Annotated in this window: 17 protein-coding genes; 7 read left to right on the forward strand and 10 right to left on the reverse strand. The window is 60.2% G+C overall.

The window, feature by feature from the left end; all coding sequences use genetic code 11:
• The first annotated feature begins 72 nt into the window (after nucleotides 1-72).
• Nucleotides 73-786: a tetratricopeptide repeat protein gene (locus tag AC07OJ_RS07465; protein ID WP_495094317.1), complete on the forward strand. Its 714-nt coding sequence runs from the start codon at nucleotides 73-75 to the stop codon at nucleotides 784-786.
• A 48-nt stretch (nucleotides 787-834) separates the two neighbouring features.
• Here AC07OJ_RS07465 and glpD read toward each other — a convergent pair whose 3' ends face one another.
• The 4 genes from glpD to AC07OJ_RS07485 all read right to left on the reverse strand — a co-directional run bounded on the left by glpD (nucleotide 835) and on the right by AC07OJ_RS07485 (nucleotide 6070).
• The gene (glpD, locus tag AC07OJ_RS07470) at nucleotides 835-2370 is read right to left on the reverse strand and encodes a glycerol-3-phosphate dehydrogenase (protein WP_495094318.1); all 1536 of its coding nucleotides are present in this window, start codon (nucleotides 2368-2370) and stop codon (nucleotides 835-837) included.
• A 412-nt stretch (nucleotides 2371-2782) separates the two neighbouring features.
• On the reverse strand, nucleotides 2783-3538 hold the full coding sequence (locus AC07OJ_RS07475) for a DeoR/GlpR family transcriptional regulator (RefSeq protein ID WP_010212755.1): 756 nt from the start codon (nucleotides 3536-3538) through the stop codon (nucleotides 2783-2785).
• 95 nt (nucleotides 3539-3633) lie between these two features.
• Entirely contained in the window at nucleotides 3634-5139 is a 1506-nt protein-coding gene (gene glpK, locus AC07OJ_RS07480) for a glycerol kinase GlpK (RefSeq protein WP_065906783.1), read from the reverse strand.
• Between the two features lie 76 nt (nucleotides 5140-5215).
• A complete protein-coding gene (locus tag AC07OJ_RS07485; RefSeq protein ID WP_065906780.1) occupies nucleotides 5216-6070 on the reverse strand; it encodes an MIP/aquaporin family protein in 855 nt (284 codons plus the stop codon).
• 326 nt (nucleotides 6071-6396) lie between these two features.
• Between AC07OJ_RS07485 and ybaK the strand changes: the two genes are divergently transcribed.
• Nucleotides 6397-6867 carry a Cys-tRNA(Pro) deacylase gene (ybaK, locus tag AC07OJ_RS07490; protein ID WP_065906777.1) on the forward strand — a complete coding sequence of 157 codons (471 nt, stop codon included), beginning with the start codon at nucleotides 6397-6399 and terminating at the stop codon, nucleotides 6865-6867.
• 344 nt (nucleotides 6868-7211) lie between these two features.
• On the opposite strand, the gene AC07OJ_RS07495 is transcribed toward ybaK, so the two are convergent.
• Complete coding sequence (locus AC07OJ_RS07495; protein WP_495094319.1) at nucleotides 7212-8321, reverse strand: ABC transporter ATP-binding protein; 1110 nt, start codon at nucleotides 8319-8321, stop codon at nucleotides 7212-7214.
• Nucleotides 8318-9238 (reverse strand): ornithine carbamoyltransferase, encoded by a 921-nt coding sequence (argF, locus tag AC07OJ_RS07500; protein WP_065906772.1) that lies wholly within the window; start codon nucleotides 9236-9238, stop codon nucleotides 8318-8320. The genes AC07OJ_RS07495 and argF overlap by 4 nt, the downstream gene beginning before the upstream one ends.
• Before the next feature lie 433 nt (nucleotides 9239-9671).
• Here argF and AC07OJ_RS07505 point away from each other — a divergent pair, with 433 nt between their 5' ends.
• Complete coding sequence (locus tag AC07OJ_RS07505; protein WP_495094320.1) at nucleotides 9672-11780, forward strand: molybdopterin oxidoreductase family protein; 2109 nt, start codon at nucleotides 9672-9674, stop codon at nucleotides 11778-11780.
• Between the two features lie 86 nt (nucleotides 11781-11866).
• Nucleotides 11867-12205 carry a Grx4 family monothiol glutaredoxin gene (grxD, locus tag AC07OJ_RS07510; protein ID WP_065906770.1) on the forward strand — a complete coding sequence of 113 codons (339 nt, stop codon included), beginning with the start codon at nucleotides 11867-11869 and terminating at the stop codon, nucleotides 12203-12205.
• 77 nt (nucleotides 12206-12282) lie between these two features.
• Here grxD and bfr read toward each other — a convergent pair whose 3' ends face one another.
• On the reverse strand, nucleotides 12283-12753 hold the full coding sequence (bfr, locus tag AC07OJ_RS07515) for a bacterioferritin (RefSeq protein WP_012722487.1): 471 nt from the start codon (nucleotides 12751-12753) through the stop codon (nucleotides 12283-12285).
• A gap of 201 nt (nucleotides 12754-12954) precedes the next feature.
• Nucleotides 12955-13173, reverse strand: a complete 219-nt coding sequence (locus AC07OJ_RS07520; RefSeq protein ID WP_078740971.1) for a bacterioferritin-associated ferredoxin — start codon at nucleotides 13171-13173, stop codon at nucleotides 12955-12957.
• A gap of 244 nt (nucleotides 13174-13417) precedes the next feature.
• Between AC07OJ_RS07520 and AC07OJ_RS07525 the strand changes: the two genes are divergently transcribed.
• Nucleotides 13418-14020 carry a peroxiredoxin gene (locus AC07OJ_RS07525; RefSeq protein WP_003172097.1) on the forward strand — a complete coding sequence of 201 codons (603 nt, stop codon included), beginning with the start codon at nucleotides 13418-13420 and terminating at the stop codon, nucleotides 14018-14020.
• A 681-nt stretch (nucleotides 14021-14701) separates the two neighbouring features.
• Here the strand turns inward: AC07OJ_RS07525 and rnt are convergent.
• Together rnt and pyrC are read right to left on the reverse strand one after the other, a co-directional pair.
• Nucleotides 14702-15373, reverse strand: coding sequence for a ribonuclease T (rnt, locus tag AC07OJ_RS07530; protein WP_010564138.1), 672 nt, complete (start codon nucleotides 15371-15373; stop codon nucleotides 14702-14704).
• Nucleotides 15370-16416 (reverse strand): dihydroorotase, encoded by a 1047-nt coding sequence (pyrC, locus tag AC07OJ_RS07535; protein WP_495094321.1) that lies wholly within the window; start codon nucleotides 16414-16416, stop codon nucleotides 15370-15372. The genes rnt and pyrC overlap by 4 nt, the downstream gene beginning before the upstream one ends.
• Nucleotides 16417-16572: 156 nt before the next feature.
• Here pyrC and AC07OJ_RS07540 point away from each other — a divergent pair, with 156 nt between their 5' ends.
• Nucleotides 16573-17481: a flagellar protein MotY gene (locus AC07OJ_RS07540; RefSeq protein WP_065906763.1), complete on the forward strand. Its 909-nt coding sequence runs from the start codon at nucleotides 16573-16575 to the stop codon at nucleotides 17479-17481.
• A gap of 141 nt (nucleotides 17482-17622) precedes the next feature.
• The gene (locus AC07OJ_RS07545) at nucleotides 17623-18840 is read left to right on the forward strand and encodes an argininosuccinate synthase (protein WP_007938916.1); all 1218 of its coding nucleotides are present in this window, start codon (nucleotides 17623-17625) and stop codon (nucleotides 18838-18840) included.
• The last annotated feature ends 183 nt before the right edge of the window (nucleotides 18841-19023 follow it).

Here is a 19023-nt window from a genome sequence, read left to right on the forward strand (position 1 = left end):
TCAAATGTAATAGATTGTTACGTAATGTTTCATGAAAGTTTTGTAAGTTTTATCCACCGTGGGGAGACGCAAATGCACAGCACCGAGCCTTCTGATTTGGCCGGTAACCCCCGGGCCTACGCACGGTGGGTGATGCACGCCGCACAATTGGGGGATGCCGACGCGCAGGCCACCTTGGGCCAGTTGCTGCTGGAGGGGCGTGGCATCCAGCTGGACCAGGCCTTGGCGCTCAGTTGGTTTCGGATCGCTGCGCGCCAGGGGCATCCGATGGCAATCAATATGATCGGCCGTTGCCTGGAGCATGGCTGGGGCGACGCGATCGACCTGGAACAGGCCGCACGGCATTACCGGCAGGCGGCCGATCTGGGCCTGGATTGGGGGCTGTACAACTTCGGTCAGTTGCTGACCCGTGGCCGCGGCGTCGAGCAAGACCTCGCCGCGGCGTTCCAATTGTTCCAGCAGGCGGCTGCCCAAGGGCACGCCAAGTCGATGAACCTGCTCGGGCGTTTCCACCATGAGGGCGTCGTGGTGCCCAGGGATGTGCCGCTGGCACGCCAGTGGTACCGGCGCGCGGCCGAGGCCGGCGATTTCCGTGGGCAATACAATCACGCGGCGGAGTTGGCAGACGCCGGCGACGAGGCGCAGGCCTGTGTCTGGCTTGAGCGCGCGCTGGCGGGCGCCACGCCGGGCTTCCTGCTGGCGGCTTACCCGGTGCTGCTCGGGTCGGCCTTGCCCGGTATTCGGGACATGGGGCTGCGTTACCAGCGCCAGGCCCTCGAGGCATGAAAAAGCCCCTGGACCTTACGGCACAGGGGCTTCTTTACGAGCGGTTGATCAGGCCGCTTCGATCTTGCGGTTCTGCTCGACCTTGGACAGGTAACGTTGCACGTTGTCCTGTTCCTGCGCGGTGGTGAACAGGCCCAGCTTGGTGCGTCGCCACAGCACGTCCTGAGGTTGAGTCACCCATTCTTCAGCGCACAGATAATCCACTTCGCGGGTGTACAGGCCGCCACCCAGGTGGTCACCAAGGTCGGCCAGCGATTGCACGCCTTCGAGCAAGCGCCAGGTCCGGCTGCCATAAGTGGTGGACCAGCGGCGCGCGATCTCGCTTGGCACCCAGTCGAACTTCGCGCGAATGGCCTCGGCCAGAGCTTCCGGCGTGGTCATGTGCTCGCCGCCGGGCAGGCTCGCGGTGGCGGTCCAGCTCGGGCGCATCTGCGTGAAGTATGGCGCCAATTGTGCCATCGCCGACTCGGCAAGTTTGCGGTAGGTGGTCAGCTTGCCACCGAACACCGACAGGATCGGTGCTTCGCCCGTGCCGCCGGACAGCGACAGGGTGTAGTCACGGGTGATCGCCGACGGGTTATCCGACTCGTCGTTGCACAGCGGGCGCACACCGGAGTAGGTGTGGACGATGTCGTCGCGGCTCAGTTGCTTCTTGAAGTGCGCGTTGACCACCTTGAGCATGTAGTCGGTTTCGCCTTCGGTGATCGCCACTTTCGCCGGGTCGCCGGTGTATTCGCGGTCGGTGGTGCCGATGATGGTCAGGTGATTGAGGTACGGAATGGTGAAGACAATGCGCTGGTCTTCGTTCTGCAGGATGTGCGCGTGGGCGCCTTCGTACAGTTTCGGCACGATCAAGTGGCTGCCCTGGATCAGGCGGATGCCGTAGGGCGAGTCCAGCTTCAAGTCTTCCTTGATGAACTTGGCAACCCACGGGCCGGCTGCGTTCACCAGGGCGCGGGCGCGGATCGAGAACAGGCTGCCGTCGGCGCGCGCCATGTTCATTTCCCACATGCCGTTGCTGCGGTGCGCGCTGACGCAACGCGTCTGGGTGTGGATATGCGCGCCTTTTTCACGCGCGGCCATGGCGTTGAGCACCACCAGGCGGGCGTCGTCGACCCAGCAGTCGGAATATTCGAAGCCTTTAGTGATTTCGCTTTTCAGCGGGCTGTCGGCGCCGAACTTGAGGCTTCTGGAGCCGGCCAGCTTCTCGCGCTTGCCCAGGTGGTCATAGAGGAACAGGCCCGCGCGGATCATCCACGCCGGACGCAGGTGCGGCCGATGCGGCAGGACAAAACGCATTTGCTTGACGATGTGCGGGGCCTTGGCCAGCAGCACTTCACGTTCGGCCAGCGCTTCGCGCACCAGGCGGAATTCGTAATGTTCGAGGTAGCGCAGGCCGCCGTGGATCAGCTTGCTGCTGGCGGAGGAGGTGTGGCTGGCGAGGTCGTCCTTTTCGCAAAGGAATACCGACAAACCGCGCCCGGCTGCGTCTGCTGCAATGCCGACGCCATTGATCCCGCCGCCGATCACGGCGACGTCATAGACTTCGGCAAGCGGTGCAGCAGGCAAGGTAGAAGGGTTCATCGGCTGGCCTCGCGATCTTTTCGTATTGGAATTCGAACATTAATGTTCATTTGCGAAAATGGTAGCTGATAAGCGCGCGCACAGCCACCCGACTTCGATTGAAAAAACTCATCGAAGGGCGGGAAAAGGAAAATTTGCGAACATAAACCTGTGAAACCCCGGTTTGCAGGCGATGGCGATCTCAAGGGCGCTATCGCCGGCAAGCCGGGCTCCCACAGGTTGATCGCATTTCGCCAGGCGTTACGCAGTCAAATGTGGGAGCGGGCTTGCTCGCGAAGACAATCTCAAGGGCGCTATCGCCTGCAAGCCGGGCTCCTACAGGTGATCGCATTTCGCCAGGAGTTACGCAGTCAAATGTGGGAGCGGGCTTGCTCGCGAAGGCGTCGGTGCAGGCGCCACAGAGATCGAAGGGTCACACGACTTCGAGGCGAACCTTATGCTGATTCAACAGCTGCACCAGCGCGGGCACCGGCTGCTGGTCGGTTACCAGGCAGTCCACCAGGCTGATCGGCCCCAGCCGAATCATGGCATTGCGCCCGAATTTGCTTGAGTCCGCCGCCAGGATCACTTGGCGCGCATTGGCGATGATCGCCTGGGAAACCCGTACTTCCTGATAGTCGAAGTCGAGCAGGCTGCCGTCTTCGTCGATGCCGCTGATACCCACCAGGGCAAAGTCGACCTTGAACTGGTTGATGAAATCCACACTGGCCTGGCCTACCACACCGCCGTCACGGCGCACGTTGCCGCCGGTCAACAGCACGTCGAAGTCGTCCTTGGCGCTGAGCATGGTGGCGACGTTGAGGTTGTTGGTGATGATTTTCAGGTGATTGTGGTTGAGTAACGCGCGGGCGATGGATTCGGTGGTGGTGCCGATATTGATGAACAGCGAGGCATGATCGGGGATTTGCGCCGCGATGGCTTCGCCGATGCGCTGTTTCTCGTCGCGCATCTGGTCGGCACGCATGGCGTACGCGGTGTTTTCGACGCTGGAGTCATAGGCTGCGCCGCCATGGTAGCGGCGCAACAGATTGGCGTCCGCCAGCTGGTTGATATCGCGGCGGATGGTTTGCGGGGTGACAACGAACAGCTGCGCCATTTCCTCGATACTGACGTAGCCGCGTTCGCGGACCAGTTCGAGGATTTGTTGCTGGCGGGGAGGCAGATTCATGGGGCGTCCTTTGGGCTGCCATACAAAAGTGGCCCATGATGACGCAGGAATCCGCTCCCTGCCAGTTACAACCCTATCGCCGTCCGGCGCTTGGCTTATTCAGCGCCTTCGTGGGGTTCCCAGTCGCGGGTGCGGCTGACTGCTTTCTGCCAGCCGGCATACAGCTTCTCTTTGGCGACTTCGTCCAGTTGCGGTTCGAATTCGCGCTCGATCACGGCCTTGCCGCGCAGTTCGTCAAGACTGCCCCAGAACCCGCAGGCCAGGCCGGCCAGATACGCCGCGCCAAGCGCCGTGGTCTCGCGCATTTGCGGGCGCTCGACCTGGGTGCCGAGGATGTCGGCCTGGAACTGCATCAGGAAGTTGTTGGCGACCGCGCCGCCGTCCACGCGCAGGGCCTTGAGGCGTTCGCCGGAGTCTTGCTGCATGGCGTCCAGTACGTCGCGGGTCTGGTAGGCAATCGACTCCAGGGCTGCACGAATAATGTGATCCACGCGTACGCCGCGGGTCAGGCCGAACAGCGCGCCACGGGCATACGGGTCCCAGTACGGAGCGCCCAGGCCAGTGAACGCCGGGACCAGGTACACGCCGTTGCTGTCTTTGACCTTGCCGGCGAAGTATTCGGTGTCGGTGGCGTCGGCGATGATCTTCAGCTCATCACGCAGCCATTGCACGGTGGAGCCGCCGTTGAACACCGCGCCTTCGAGGGCGTAAGCCACTTCGCCACGCGGGCCGCAGGCGATGGTGGTGAGCATGCCGTGCTTGGACTTCACCGCCTTGTCGCCGGTGTTCATCAGCAGGAAGCAGCCGGTGCCATAGGTATTCTTGGCCTGCCCGGCTTCGACGCACATCTGGCCGAACAGCGCAGCCTGCTGGTCACCGGCGATACCGCCGATGGCGATGCCGCTTTTGGTGCGACCATAGATTTCCGAGGAGGATTTCACTTCCGGCAGCATTTCGCGCGGCACGTCGAGAATCTCCAGCATCTTCGCATCCCACTCCAGGGTGTGGATGTTGAAGAGCATGGTGCGCGAGGCGTTGGTGTAGTCGGTGACGTGGGTTTTGCCGCCGGTAAATTTCCAGATCAGCCAGCTGTCGATGGTGCCGAACAGCAGTTCGCCGTTGCGCGCCCGCTCGCGGCTGCCTTCGACGTTGTCGAGGATCCACTTGAGCTTGGTGCCGGAGAAGTACGGGTCGGTCACCAGGCCAGTGGTGTCATTGATGTATTGCTCGTGGCCGTCGCGCTTGAGCTGCTGGCAGATCTCGGTGCTGCGGCGGCACTGCCAGACGATGGCGTTGTAGATCGGCCGGCCGGTGATCTTGTCCCATACCACGGTGGTTTCACGCTGGTTGGTGATACCGATGGCGGCGACCTGGTCATGGTGCAGGCCGGCTTGTGCCAGGGCCTCGACCATCACCGCGCTCTGGGTGGCGAAAATTTCCATCGGGTCGTGTTCGACCCAGCCGGCTTGCGGGTAATGCTGAGTGAATTCACGCTGGGCGGTGCAGACCACGTTGGCGTCGCGGTCGAAGATGATCGCGCGCGAACTGGTGGTGCCCTGATCAAGGGCAATGATGTAGTTCTTATTCTCGATATCGGTCATGTCAATTGCCTTGGACGAAATAAGGAAGTCAGAAATCAGCCTGGACCGCGAAGGGCAGGGGCCCAGGCTGGCGCTTTCAGGAAATACGGGTCTTGCCGTTGACAGCCGTGTCAGGTGTTTCAGCTATAGCAGGTGCGGCGCTCGGCAGATGACGGGCAATCAGCCCGCGATAGGCCGCAGCACCGAGGCATGCGCCGACAATCGGCGCGAAAATCGGAACCAGGAAGTAAGGAATATCACGGCCACCGGTAAAGGCCATTTCACCCCAGCCGGCGAAAAAGGTCATCAGCTTGGGCCCGAAATCCCGCGCCGGGTTCATCGCAAAGCCGGTCAGCGGGCCCATGGCGCTGCCAATCACGGCAATCAGCAAGCCGATGAGCAGCGGTGCCAGCGGGCCGCGTGGCAGACCGTTGTTGTCATCGGTGAGGGCCATGATCACGCCCATCAGGATCGCGGTAATGACCACTTCCACCAAGAACGCTTGGGCAGTGCTCAGCAGCGCATGGGGATACGTGGAGAACACCGAGGCCAATTCCAGGCTGGCTTGTGAGCCGCGTACCATGTGGTGGGTTTGTTCGTAATCGAAAAACAGATTGCTGTAGAGGGTGTACACCAGGGCTGCCGAGCAGAAGGCGCCAGCGATCTGGGCCAGGATGTAGAAGGGCAGTTTACGTTTTTCGAAATCGGCGAAGATGCACAGGGCGATACTGACCGCCGGGTTGAGGTGGGCCCCGGAAATACCGGCGCTCAGGTAGATCGCCATGCTGACGCCGACCCCCCAGATGATGCTGATTTCCCACAAGCCAAAGCTGGCACCCGCGACCTTGAGCGCAGCGACACATCCCGTACCGAAGAAGATCAGCAGCGCAGTCCCCAGGAACTCGGCCATGCATTGGCTCGAAAGTGAAGGCTGTTGAAGAGCAGTTGTCATGGAAAACCTCAATTGTTGTTCTTGTCTGGCGTTTGACCTCAACGGGTCATGCGCGATTTTCACCGTGGTGGGGATCCCCATCTCCGCCACGGCTTACTGCTCGAAACACGTAGGTGTATTCCTACAGTATTCGGAAACGAAAAAATATAGACAAGAATCACGGCTGTCAAAGGTCGAAAGTGAACGGTCGGTCACTTTCCAACTATTGGTCTGGTGAATGATCATGAGGCGCCCTCTGAAGCGAGAGGTCACGAGCGCGCGCACTAGAGCGTTTCGCACGGGCTTGGCTTAGAATTGGTGCTCTGTCTGCCACGCCCGGAGAGGTCATGACACCTGCATTGGATTTGTTGAAAAAAGTTCGTGCCGAACATCGCATCCACAGTTATGAGCACGATCCGAAGTCCGCCTCCTATGGCCTGGAGGCCGCGGAAAAATTGGGTTTGGACCCGGCGCAGGTGTTCAAGACCTTGCTCGCCAGCAGTGAGAAGGGCGAACTCTTGGTCGCGGTGGTGCCGGTCGTCGGAAGTCTGGATTTGAAAGCGCTCGCCCAGGCGGCGGGGGTCAAGAAAGCCGAAATGGCCGACCCGGCTGCGGCGCAACGCTCCACCGGTTATTTGCTCGGCGGTATCAGCCCGCTGGGCCAGAAAAAGCGCCTGCGCACCTTTATCGATATGACGGCGCAGCAATTTGCGACGATTCACGTGAGTGCAGGGAGAAGGGGATTGGAGGTCGAACTGCCCGCAGCGGTGCTGGCCGAACACACCCAGGCCAAGTTCGCGCCGATAGGCCGGGCCTGATCTCAGGCCAATGCAGATCCAATGTGGAAGCGGGCTTGCTCGCGAAAGCGGTGTGTCAGACAAAGATGCAGTGGCTGATGCAGCGCATTCGCGAGCAAGCCCGCTCCCACATTACGATGGGGTTTTGTCAGTTCGTTGGGCTGGAGGGGCGCATGCTGTTCGAAGGGATTTGTCGAACATACCCCAGGCCATGTTCGCGTCGATAGGCCGGGCCTGATCTCAGGCCAACGCAGATCCAATGTGGGAGCGGGCTTGCCCGCGAAAGCAGTGTGACAGTCAAAGATGCAGTGACTGATGCAGCGCATTCGCGAGCAAGCTCACTCCCACATTTCGATAGGGTTTTGTCAGTTCGTTGGGCTGTAACGCCGCACACCGGATTCGGCATGTGGAATCTGCGCGGCAGTGCTGCCCGAGGCCTGGAACAATACCAGGTGTTCTGCCGCGACACGGATACCCACATCCGCGCCGACCTGGTGATCCGCATGGCTGGGGAAGATCGACTCCAGCTGCGCGCCCGTTGGCAATTGCAGGCGGTACAGGGTTGAGGCGCCCAGGAAGGTCTTGCCGACGATCCGCGCTTTCAGTGCGCTGTCCGGCGCATAGACGATATCGTCCGGGCGCAGCAGCACGTCCACTGCGCCGCCGGTAGGCCAGGTATAGGCACGATTGCCCCGCAGATCGCCCAGTTCGGTGCTGACCGATTCCGGCGAGCTGAGCTGGCCACGGATGAAATAGCCCTGGCCAATAAAGCTGGCGACATACGGCGTCTGCGGCTCGTGGTAGAGGTTGTAGGGCGTGTCCCACTGCTCCAGCCGACCCTCTTTGAACACGCCCACCTGATCACTCACCGCGAAGGCTTCTTCCTGGTCATGGGTGACCAGAATCGCACTGGTGCCGCGTGCCTTGAGGATGTCACGAACTTCGTGGCTCAGCTTGCGCCGCAGTTCGCCATCGAGGTTGGAGAAGGGTTCATCGAGCAACAACAGCTGCGGTTCCGGCGCCAGGGCGCGGGCCAGGGCCACCCGTTGTTGCTGGCCGCCCGAAAGCTCGTGGGGGAAGCGTTTGCCGAGGTTCTTCAGGTTCACCAGTTCCAGCAGTTCGGCGACCACGCGGTCTTTTTGCGGGTGCTTGCGAATGCCGAAGGCGATGTTGTCCGCCACGCTGAGGTGCGGAAACAGCGCGTAGTCCTGGAACACCATGCCGATGCGACGTTTCTCCGGAGCCAAGGTGAAGCCGGCACTGGATATCACTTCGCCGGCCAGGCTGATTTCACCTTCATGCACCGGCTCGAACCCGGCGATCGCCCGCAGGGTAGTGGTTTTGCCGCAGCCCGAGGAGCCGAGCAAGCACCCGATGTCGCCGGCGTTGAGGTGCAGGTTGAGGTTCTGCACCACACGTTGATCTTGATAGCCGCATGCCAGATTGCGCAGGTTCAGCAGTAATGGCTGGCTCATGCGTGGTGGTACGCCGGCTCGACGAGGAACTCAAGCAAGGCCTTCTGTGCGTGCAGGCGGTTTTCTGCCTGGTCCCAGGCCACGGAGCGCGGGTCGTCGAGCAGGTCGAGGCTGATCTCCTCGCCACGGTGGGCCGGCAGGCAGTGCATGAACAGCACATCTGGCGCAGCCTGGTCGAGCAGGGCACGGGTAACCTGGAAGGGCGCAAACAGCGCCAGGCGCTTGGCGGTTTCGTCTTCCTGGCCCATGGAGGTCCACACATCGGTGCTCACCAGGTGGGCGCCGATCACCGCATCGCGCGGATCACGCACCACGGTCACGCGGTCGCCGGCCTGTTCGAGGAAACGTGCGTCAGGCTCGTAGCCTTCCGGGCAGGCAATGCGCAGCTGGAAATCGAATTGGATCGCCGCTTCTATATAGCTGTTGCACATGTTATTGCCGTCGCCGATCCAGGCCACGGTCTTGCCCTGGATCGAGCCGCGATGTTCGAGGAAGGTTTGCATGTCGGCCAGTAACTGGCACGGGTGCAGATCATCGGACAGGCCATTGATCACCGGCACGCGCGAGTTGGCAGCGAATTCGGTCAAGGTGCTGTGGGCAAAGGTACGGATCATCACCGCATCAAGCATGCGCGACATGACGATGGCGCAATCGCTGATCGGCTCGCCACGGCCCAGTTGGGTGTCGCGCGGCGACAGGAAGATGGCCTGGCCACCCAGCTGGATCATGCCGGCTTCGAAAGACAAGCGGGTGCGGGTCGACGACTTCTCGAAAATCATGCCGAGCACGCGGTTTTTCAAAGGCTCGAACAGTACGCCGCGGTTACGCAGGTCTTTAAGCTCAATGCCTCGACGGATCACGCTGACCAGCTCTTCGGGCGTGCAATCCATCAGGGAGAGAAAGTGCCTTGCGCTCATCATTAACTACCTTTTTGCAACAGACCGCAGATACTCAAAGCCTTGTTTATTGTGACAACGGGCGAGACCTGCGGCGAAAGCCGCACGGGGCGACGAAATAGGGGAAGGCGCGATCTTATAATTAAATGTCGCGTCTTACCAATAGGGCTACGGTTTTTAAGGGTGTTCAAGCAGGGCGCCGGAGCGCGTTTGAAGACGATTTCCTGACAGCAGCGGGCCATTTGTACACTGGCGCCGCAGCCTTTTGCAATGCGCGGGGACGCGCCCAGGCCAAGCTGCGTCGGTTTTGGCGGCTATGTGGGAAGTTTCTGAAACATTTGCTCACGTATACCCATGCCCGGGCCTGATGCCGGCCGATTCACGGGGCGAACGTTACTGGTCGCTGTGCCGGGCGCGGCCCATAGTGCAGCCATTCCTAATAAAGAGACTGGCCATGACCAAGACTCTCCATCACCGTGCCTGCCACCTGTGCGAAGCCATCTGCGGCCTGACCCTGGAAACTACCCAGGCAGACGACGGCAGCCTGGCGATCACCTCGATCAAGGGCGACGCGCTGGATACGTTCAGCCGTGGGCATATCTGCCCCAAGGCCGTTGCGCTGCAGGATATCCAGAATGATCCGGACCGCCTGCACCAGCCGATGCGGCGCGTGGGCAGCGAATGGCAGTCGATCTCGTGGGAAGAAGCCTTTGCGCTTGTAGCCGAACGGCTGGCGGGCATTCAGGCGCGTCACGGGCAAAACGCGGTGGCGGTGTATCAAGGCAACCCCAGCGTGCATAACTATGGACTGATGACCCACAGCAACTACTTCCTTGGCCAACTGAAGACACGCAACCGGTTTTCCGCAACCTCGGTGGACCAGTTGCCCCATCACCTCACGAGTCACTTGATGTACGGACACGGGCTGTTGTTGCCGATCCCGGACATCGACCACACCGACTTCATGCTGATCCTGGGCGGCAACCCGCTGGCGTCGAATGGCAGCATCATGACCGTCCCCGATGTGGAGAAGCGCCTCAAGGCCATCCAGGCGCGGGGCGGCAAAGTGGTGGTGGTCGATCCTCGGCGCAGCGAGACAGCGGCAATGGCTGACCAGCACCTGTTCGTGCGCCCGGGAGGGGATGCCGCGTTGTTGTTCGGGGTGCTCAACACGCTGTTTACCGAAAACCTGACCCGCGCCAGCCATCTGCCGGTTGAAGGCCTGGAGGAGGTGCGCCAGGCCATCGCCGGCTTTACCGCTGAGGCCATGAGCGGTCAGTGTGCGGTGCCAGCCGAACAGATTCGCCAGTTGGCGCGGGACTTTGCAGGCGCCGACACGGCGGTGTGCTACGGGCGCATGGGTGTCTCGACCCAGGCGTTTGGCACGCTGTGCCATTGGCTGGTGCAGTTGATCAACCTGGTGACCGGCAACCTGGACCGCGTCGGCGGCGCCTTGTGCACCACGCCGGCGGTGGACTTGGTCGCGTCCACCGGCGGCGGGCATTTCAATCGCTGGCAGAGCCGGGTCTCCGGACGACCGGAGTACGGTGGCGAGTTGCCGGTGTCGGCCCTCGCCGAGGAAATGCTCACTGAAGGTGAAGGACAAATCCGCGCGCTGGTGACTGTGGCCGGCAACCCCGTGTTGTCGACGCCCAATGGTCGTCAGCTCGAACAGGCCCTGGATGGCCTGGAGTTCATGGTCAGTATCGACCTGTATATCAACGAGACCACGCGCTATGCCGACCTGATCCTGCCGTCCACCTCGGCGCTGGAAAACGATCATTACGACACCACCTTCAACATGTTTGCGGTGCGTAACGTCACCCGCTTCAACCGCGCAATCCTGCCCAAGCCTGCGGGTGCGCTGCATGACTGGGAGATTTTTGTCGGGCTGGCTCAAGCGTTTGCGGCGCACACCGGCGCTGCGCTCAAGCCCACCATGCCGCCAGCGCAGATGATCGATTTCGGGCTGCGGGCCGGGGCCTATGGTGATGCGTCGGGGTACAAGTTGTCGGTGGCGATGCTTGCCGAGCATCCCCATGGCCTGGACCTGGGCCCGCTCAAGCCCAACCTCGCCGCGCGTCTGAAAACCGCTGATGGCAAGGTCTGCGCGGCGCCGGCGGTGATCCTCGCGGACCTGGCGCGTTTTGCCGCGCAGCCGGTGCCGGTGGCTGACGAATTGTTGCTGATCGGTCGGCGCCATGTGCGCAGCAACAATTCCTGGATGCACAACTATCACCGGCTGGTGAAGGGCAAGCCTCGGCACCAGTTGCTGATGCATCCGGACGACCTGAGCCGTCGGCAGTTGAGTGATGGCCAGCGGGTGCGTGTGAGTTCGCGCATCGGTATGATCGAGGTGGAGGTGGTGGCCAGCCTGGACATGATGCCCGGCGTGGTCAGCCTGCCTCACGGCTGGGGCCATGGCCGCCCCGGCGTGCAGATGACCATCGCCAGCAGCCAGCCGGGCGCGAGCGCGAACGACTTGACTGACGAACGGCAATTGGACGAATTGTCCGGCAACGCCGCGTTGAACGGGGTGCCGGTGCAGGTTGCAGCCGCTTAAGGAGCCCGAGCACCACGCTGGGATTTTGCGTTACAATGCGCCACCGTGCCGACCTGTGAGTCGCAAAGTTCCAGCCGAGGTGTTCCATGGATATCATCGAAACGATCAAAGAGCAGATTGCCAACAACACCATTCTGCTTTATATGAAGGGCGCTCCGAACGCTCCTCAGTGCGGTTTCTCCGCGAAGGCTTCCCAGGCCATCATGGCGTGCGGCGAGAAGTTCGCTTACGTGGATATCCTGCAAAACCCTGAAATCCGCGCCAACCTGCCGAAGTACGCCAACTGGCCTACTTTCCCACAACTGTGGGTTGCCGGTGAGCTGGTCGGCGGTAGCGACATCATCGTCGAAATGGCCGCTGATGGTTCGCTGCAGGCGCTGATCAAAGAAGCCGCGGCAAACGCTGCAGCCAAGACCGACGCTTGATTCTCGAAATCATCGGTCAATAAAAAGCCCCGCTTCTCATAAGAGAGCGGGGCTTTTTTGTACCTGTCGCCTAGGGCTTATTCACCCATCTGCGATTGCAGGTAGTTCTCCAGGCTGACTTTGTCGATCAGGCCCAGTTGGGTCTCCAGCCAGTCGATATGTTCTTCCTGGTCTTCCAGGATATCTTCCAGCAGTTCACGGCTGCCGAAATCACCCTTGGTCTCACAGTGCGCAATGGCGGCCTTGAGGTCGCTGTGGCTCTTGCGTTCAAAGCCCAGGTCGCTGCTGATCATTTCCTGGGTGTGCTCGCCGATGTTGAGCTTGCCCAGGTCCTGCACGTTCGGCAGGCCTTCCAGGAACAGGATGCGCTTGATCAGCGCGTCGGCGTCCTTCATGGCTTTGATGGATTCTTTGTATTCACGCTTGCCGAGCTTTTCCAGGCCCCAATCGTCATACATGCGCGCATGCAGAAAGTACTGATTGATCGCGACCAGTTCATTGGCAAGGATTTTGTTGAGTTGCTGGATGACTGAGATGTCGCCTTTCATGACTGGGGTCCTGCCCTGTAATAGCTGTGTATAAGGCGGAGTTTGAGCGGCGAAATCCTTAGTGTCAAACCTAAGTTATTGAATAATAAATGAAAATTAATCGGAATAAGAATGTTTGTGTTCCGCGTCTTGACGCTAACTAATTGAATTGCAGGCATAAAAAAACCGGACACTAAGTCCGGTTCTTTAAAACACGCGTATTCAGGCGTGTGTAAATTCTGCTGTGTAGGGGAGCGCGGCCTGCGCTGTCTGCAGCTGCGTCAGGGTTTCCCGTACCACTTGCTTGGCGAGGCAAGCACATTTTCCGCACTGGCTGGCAACGCCGGTGGTTTCACGTACTTCCTTGTAGCTGCAGCAACCTTCGTAGATTGCTTCGCGGATTTGTCCGTCGGTGACGCCAGTACACAGGCACACATACATAAGGGAGAACCGTCGCGGGTTTAAGGCTTAAGTGCGATGGATCTTAATGTTAACGAGAATGATTGTCAAAGTAGATTCGTAGGGTATTCGCAGGCATTGCGCACGCACTGACGAACGGTTTTTTCAGTGTATGATGCTCGGTCTTCACGAAGCGTGACTGCGTCACGGGCCTGTCGCTTGAATGCGGCAGACTTGAGGCCGGTCCTTTTACTTCAATCGTCACCCTACTATCAGGAGATAACCAATGAGCGTACTCGTCGGCAAACAAGCCCCGGATTTCGACGTACCTGCCGTCCTCGGCAATGGCGAAATCGTTGACAGCTTCAAACTGTCTGAAGCCATCAAAGGCAAATACGGCCTGGTATTCTTCTACCCGCTGGACTTCACCTTCGTCTGCCCTTCGGAGCTGATCGCTCTGGACCACCGCATGGACGATTTCAAGGCGCGCAACGTAGAAGTGGTTGCCGTTTCCATCGACTCCCATTTCACCCACAACGCCTGGCGCAACACTGCCATCAATGATGGCGGCATCGGCAAAGTCAAATACACCATGGCGGCCGACATGAAGCACGACATCGCCAAGGCCTACGACGTCGAGTCCGAAGGCGGCGTGGCTTTCCGTGGCGCGTTCCTGATCGACGACAAGGGCGTTGTACGTTCCCAGATCATCAACGACCTGCCGCTGGGTCGTAACATGGAAGAGCTGATCCGCCTGGTCGACGCTCTGCAATTCCACGAAGAGCACGGCGAAGTCTGCCCTGCCAACTGGAAAAAAGGCGACAAAGGCATGAACGCTTCGCCAGAAGGCGTTGCGGCTTACCTGACCGAGAACGCTGGCAAGCTGTAAGCCAGTTTCACGGTAAAAAAAACCGGCCTGAGAAGGCCGGTTTTTTTATGCGCGGGATTCAGCCGTGTGACTGGCTTTGAGTCGCGAGTGCGCTGCTTGTGGTCAGCAAGGCCGTTGTGGTGCACAAGCTTCTCGTGGTGAATAGGTTTCGTGTGGGGAACAAGCCTCTCGTGGTGAGCAGGCTTCTTGTGGCGAGCAGGCTTGTCCTGCGTTGGGCCGCGCAGCGGCCCCAAAACCAGACACTGCGGTTTACCTGATAAACCCTGTGGGTGCCAATGGGGCTGCTGCGCAGCCCAACGCAGGGCAAGCCTGCTCACCACAACACAGCAACCCGATGGCCACAGTAGGGTAAGCAGGCCGTGGTGAGGCGGCTCCACGTGGAGGAACAAGCTTCTTGTATTGAATAGGCTTCTTGTGGGGAACAAGCCTTTCGTGGTGAGCAGGCTTCTTGTGGCGAGCAGGCTTGCCCTGCGTTGGGCTGCGCAGCGGCCCCAAAACCAGACACCGCGGTTTACCTGATAAACCCTGTGGGTGCCAATGGGGCTGCTACGCAGCCCAACGCAGGGCAAGCCTGCTCACCACAACAGCGCAGCCACATTGCTACATCAGGGCAAACCGGCTTGCCACATCAGGGCAAGCAGGTCGCCACATCAGAGCAAGCAGGGCGCCACAACCGCACCGTCAGTCGTTGAAGTCTTCCCAACCGCCCATCTGCTTCCAGCGGTTGACGATGCCGCAGAACAGCTCGGCCGTCTTCTCGGTGTCGTAGCGCGCCGAGTGGGCTTCGCGTCCGTCAAAGTCGATACCGGCTGCCTGGCAGGCTTTCGCCAGTACGGTCTGGCCATACGCCAGGCCTGCGAGGGTGGCGGTGTCGAAGCTGGAGAAGGGGTGGAACGGGTTACGCTTCATATCGAGGCGCGCCACGGCAGCATTCAGGAAACCCAGGTCGAAGCTGCTGTTGTGGCCTACCAGGATTGCGCGTTTGCAGCCATTAGCCTTCAACGCCTTGCGCACGCCGCGGAAAATATCGGTCAGCGCCGCTTCTTCACTCACCGCCATGCGCAGTGGGTGATCGAGCTTGATCCCGGTGAATTCCAGGGCTGCTGCTTCGATATTGGCGCCTTCGAACGGCTCGACGCGAAAGAAGTGGGTGTGCTCCGGGAACACAAAACCCTGTTCATCCATGCCGATGGTGGTGGCGGCGATTTCCAGCAAGGCGTCGGTGGCGCAATTGAAACCGCCGGTCTCTACGTCGATGACAACCGGCAGATAGCCGCGAAACCGCTCGGCCATCGGGTGACGGGAGCCGCCACCACTGTGCTCGTGTTCGTCATCGTAATGGTCTTCACTCACTTGCTTTCCTCCAGCAGGCGCCAGCGCAGTGTTTCACCGGCGCGCAGCGGGATAACAGTCAGCTCGCCAAACGGCAGGCTGGCAGGGGCGGTCCAGTCTTCACGGACCAGGGTAATGCGGTCGGTGTTCGCCGGCAGGCCGTAGAAACGTGGGCCGTTGAGGCTGGCGAAACCTTCGAGCTTGTCCAGGGCGTTGCGTTGTTCAAACGCTTCGGCATACAACTCGATGGCGGCATACGCGGTGTAGCAGCCGGCACAGCCACACGCGGCTTCCTTGGCGTGTTGGGCATGGGGCGCGGAGTCGGTGCCGAGGAAGAACTTCGGATTACCGCTGGTCGCGGCATCCAGCAGGGCGACCTGATGGGTGTTGCGCTTGAGAATCGGCAGGCAATAGAAATGCGGCCGAATCCCACCCACCAGCATGTGGTTGCGGTTGTAGAGCAGGTGGTGCGCAGTGATGGTCGCGCCCACGTTGGCCGAAGCCTCGGTGACGAACTGCACCGCATCGGCCGTGGTGATGTGTTCGAACACCACCTTCAGGGTCGGGAACAGCTCGACCACGCGGCGCATGTGCTCGTCGATGAAGATCTTCTCGCGATCGAACACGTCGACATCACCACGGGTCACTTCGCCGTGGATCAGCAGCGGCATGCCGACATCCGCCATGGCTTCGATGGCCGGCAGGATCTTGTCGATACTGGTCACGCCGGAATCGGAGTTGGTGGTCGCGCCCGCCGGATACAGCTTGGCGGCGTGCACGAAACCGCTGGCCTTGGCCTGGCGAATCTCTTCAGGCTGGGTGCGGTCGGTGAGGTAGAGCACCATCAACGGTTCAAAGCGGCTGCCGGCCGGCCGCGCAGCGAGGATACGCTGGCGATAGGCGTCGGCTTCAGCGGCGTTGCGCACCGGAGGTACCAGGTTGGGCATGATGATGGCGCGGCCAAACGTGCGCGCTACATCGGCCACGGTTTGAGGCAACGCAGCACCATCGCGAAGATGAATATGCCAGTCGTCGGGACGCAGCAGGGTCAGGCGGTCGGACATTGGGGATTCCAGGCGGGTCAATCTGGTGGGAATGCTACCGGAAAAGACTCTTGCAGGCACTCGCTATCAAGTTTTGCCGGATGCAACCGATAGCCCTAGGTATGCCTTAACGATGTATGACGCTTTGAAGTGTTGTAGAAACCAGTGGAGCCTCCCGTGCGCCAGCATTATCTAGCCCTGCTCAGTGTGTTCGCCAGCCTGCCTGCGATGGCCCTCACGTTCCAGACACGTCTGGAGAATATTGAGTGGAAGGTGGAAGGCGATCAGTTCGAGTGCCGCCTGACCCAGCCAATCACTGATTTCGGCTCGGGTGAGTTCGTGCGCCGGGCCGGCGAGCAGGCAACATTTCGTCTGAAAGCCTACAGCGGCGCGCTGGGCGCGGGCTCGGCCACGTTGTTGGCGGCGGCTGCCCCTTGGCAACCGGGCCGGGGCGATATCAACCTTGGCGCGGTGCGGGCAGGCAGTGGCGATGTACTCTTCAACAGCTCTCAGGCCCAGGCCGGGCGCTTGTTCACCGGTTTGCTGGAAGGACGCAGCCCGACCGTGCGGCATTACGGGCGCGAAGGCGGCTATTCGGAAATTCGCCTGTTGCCGGTGAAATTCAACAAGGCCTACAACGACTATCAATTGTGTACCACCAAGTTGCTGCCGATGAATTACGATCAGGTCAAGCAGACCGAGGTCGGTTTCCCCGGTGGCGGCATCGAACTGGATGCGGCCGCGAAGAAAAAACTGTCGGTGATTCTTGCGTTCATGAAGGCGGATCCCACCGTCAACCATATCGAGTTGAACGGGCATTCGGACAACAGTGGCAATCGCCTCACCAACCGCGATGTCTCGCGCCGCCGCGCGTTGGCGGTGATGGATTACTTCAAGGCCAATGGTATCCAGGAGTCGCAAATCACCATGCGTTTCCACGGTGAAAGCTATCCCTTGGCACCCAACACCAATGCGGCCAACCGGGCGCGCAACCGCCGCGTGAATATTCAGCTGGAGCGCGTGGCCGCTCCCGAGAAACCGGCGCCCCAGGCTACTGCGCCGAGCAACCCGGCACACACGTCATAAGCCCGTCCCTGTGATGCGACCATCGGTCGCTCACTCGACATAATCTGTCGCTTTATCTTCATTTGCTGTCGCGCCTCTGTAAATTCACGGTTTTGGTCGGTAGAATCGACGGCTTTCCGTACAACCCCGTGGAGTGATGGCATGGCCGACGTAAACAAGGTCGTTCTCGCGTATTCCGGCGGCCTGGACACTTCGGTGATCCTCAAGTGGCTGCAGGATACTTATAACTGTGAAGTGGTGACCTTCACCGCTGACCTGGGTCAGGGCGAAGAGGTCGAACCTGCACGTGCCAAGGCGCAAGCCATGGGCGTGAAAGAGATCTACATTGACGACCTGCGCGAAGAATTCGTCCGCGATTTCGTCTTCCCGATGTTTCGCGCCAACACCGTCTACGAAGGCGAGTACCTGCTGGGTACTTCCATCGCACGTCCGCTGATCGCCAAGCGCCTGATTGAAATCGCCAACGAAACCGGCGCCGACGCCATTTCCCATGGTGCTACCGGCAAGGGCAACGACCAGGTGCGTTTCGAATTGGGCGCCTACGCCCTCAAGCCAGGCGTCAAAGTGATTGCCCCTTGGCGTGAGTGGGACCTGCTGTCGCGTGAAAAGCTGATGGATTACGCTGAAAAGCATGCGATCCCGATCGAGCGTCACGGCAAGAAGAAGTCCCCGTACTCGATGGATGCCAACCTGCTGCACATCTCCTATGAAGGCGGCGTGCTGGAAGACACCTGGACCGAGCACGAAGAAGACATGTGGCGTTGGACCGTCTCCCCGGAGAACGCACCTGACAAGCCGCAATACCTGGAACTGACCTACCGCAACGGCGACATCGTCGCACTGGACGGCGTCGAAATGACCCCGGCCACCGTGCTGGCGACCTTGAACCGTATCGGTGGTGAACACGGTATCGGCCGTCTCGACATCGTCGAGAACCGCTACGTGGGCATGAAGTCCCGTGGCTGCTACGAAACCCCAGGCGGCACCATCATGCTGCGCGCCCACCGCGCCATTGAGTCGATCACCCTGGACCGCGAAGTGGCTCACCTCAAAGACGAGCTGATGCCCAAGTACGCCAGCCTGATCTACACCGGCTACTGGTGGAGCCCAGAGCGTCTGATGCTGCAGCAGATGATCGACGCTTCCCAGGCCCACGTGAATGGTGTGGTGCGCCTGAAGCTGTACAAGGGCAACGTGATCGTCACCGGGCGCAAGTCCGATGAGTCGCTGTTCGATGCCAATATCGCCACCTTCGAAGAAGATGGCGGCGCCTACAACCAGGCGGACGCTGCGGGCTTCATCAAGTTGAACGCACTGCGCATGCGCATTGCGGCCAACAAGGGTCGCAAGTTGTTCTGAGTGTCAGACGCGTTGTGAGAATGGCCCCTTTATCAAGGGGCCATTTTTTTTGCCTGTCGATTAAGCAACACAGTCTCATGTTTATAAATGTTTAAAGTTGCCGAGCTGATAAGGGTTAAAAGTTTCAATCCTGAACATTTATTGTCGATTCTTGGAGGGGGCCGAATTATTTACATCTGACTA

The organism is Pseudomonas sp. GW821-FHT09C08 (assembly GCF_059418125.1).

Bases quoted from the DNA above. Each gene is read 5' to 3' on its own strand.
- AC07OJ_RS07465 (WP_495094317.1), top strand. From the start codon at position 73: ATGCACAGCACCGAGCCTTCTGATTTGGCCGGTAACCCCCGGGCCTAC.
- glpD (WP_495094318.1), bottom strand. From the start codon at position 2,370: ATGAACCCTTCTACCTTGCCTGCTGCACCGCTTGCCGAAGTCTATGAC.
- AC07OJ_RS07475 (WP_010212755.1), bottom strand. From the start codon at position 3,538: ATGAATCTGCCTCCCCGCCAGCAACAAATCCTCGAACTGGTCCGCGAA.
- glpK (WP_065906783.1), bottom strand. From the start codon at position 5,139: ATGACCGATATCGAGAATAAGAACTACATCATTGCCCTTGATCAGGGC.
- AC07OJ_RS07485 (WP_065906780.1), bottom strand. From the start codon at position 6,070: ATGACAACTGCTCTTCAACAGCCTTCACTTTCGAGCCAATGCATGGCC.
- ybaK (WP_065906777.1), top strand. From the start codon at position 6,397: ATGACACCTGCATTGGATTTGTTGAAAAAAGTTCGTGCCGAACATCGC.
- AC07OJ_RS07495 (WP_495094319.1), bottom strand. From the start codon at position 8,321: ATGAGCCAGCCATTACTGCTGAACCTGCGCAATCTGGCATGCGGCTAT.
- argF (WP_065906772.1), bottom strand. From the start codon at position 9,238: ATGAGCGCAAGGCACTTTCTCTCCCTGATGGATTGCACGCCCGAAGAG.
- AC07OJ_RS07505 (WP_495094320.1), top strand. From the start codon at position 9,672: ATGACCAAGACTCTCCATCACCGTGCCTGCCACCTGTGCGAAGCCATC.
- grxD (WP_065906770.1), top strand. From the start codon at position 11,867: ATGGATATCATCGAAACGATCAAAGAGCAGATTGCCAACAACACCATT.
- bfr (WP_012722487.1), bottom strand. From the start codon at position 12,753: ATGAAAGGCGACATCTCAGTCATCCAGCAACTCAACAAAATCCTTGCC.
- AC07OJ_RS07520 (WP_078740971.1), bottom strand. From the start codon at position 13,173: ATGTATGTGTGCCTGTGTACTGGCGTCACCGACGGACAAATCCGCGAA.
- AC07OJ_RS07525 (WP_003172097.1), top strand. From the start codon at position 13,418: ATGAGCGTACTCGTCGGCAAACAAGCCCCGGATTTCGACGTACCTGCC.
- pyrC (WP_495094321.1), bottom strand. From the start codon at position 16,416: ATGTCCGACCGCCTGACCCTGCTGCGTCCCGACGACTGGCATATTCAT.
- AC07OJ_RS07545 (WP_007938916.1), top strand. From the start codon at position 17,623: ATGGCCGACGTAAACAAGGTCGTTCTCGCGTATTCCGGCGGCCTGGAC.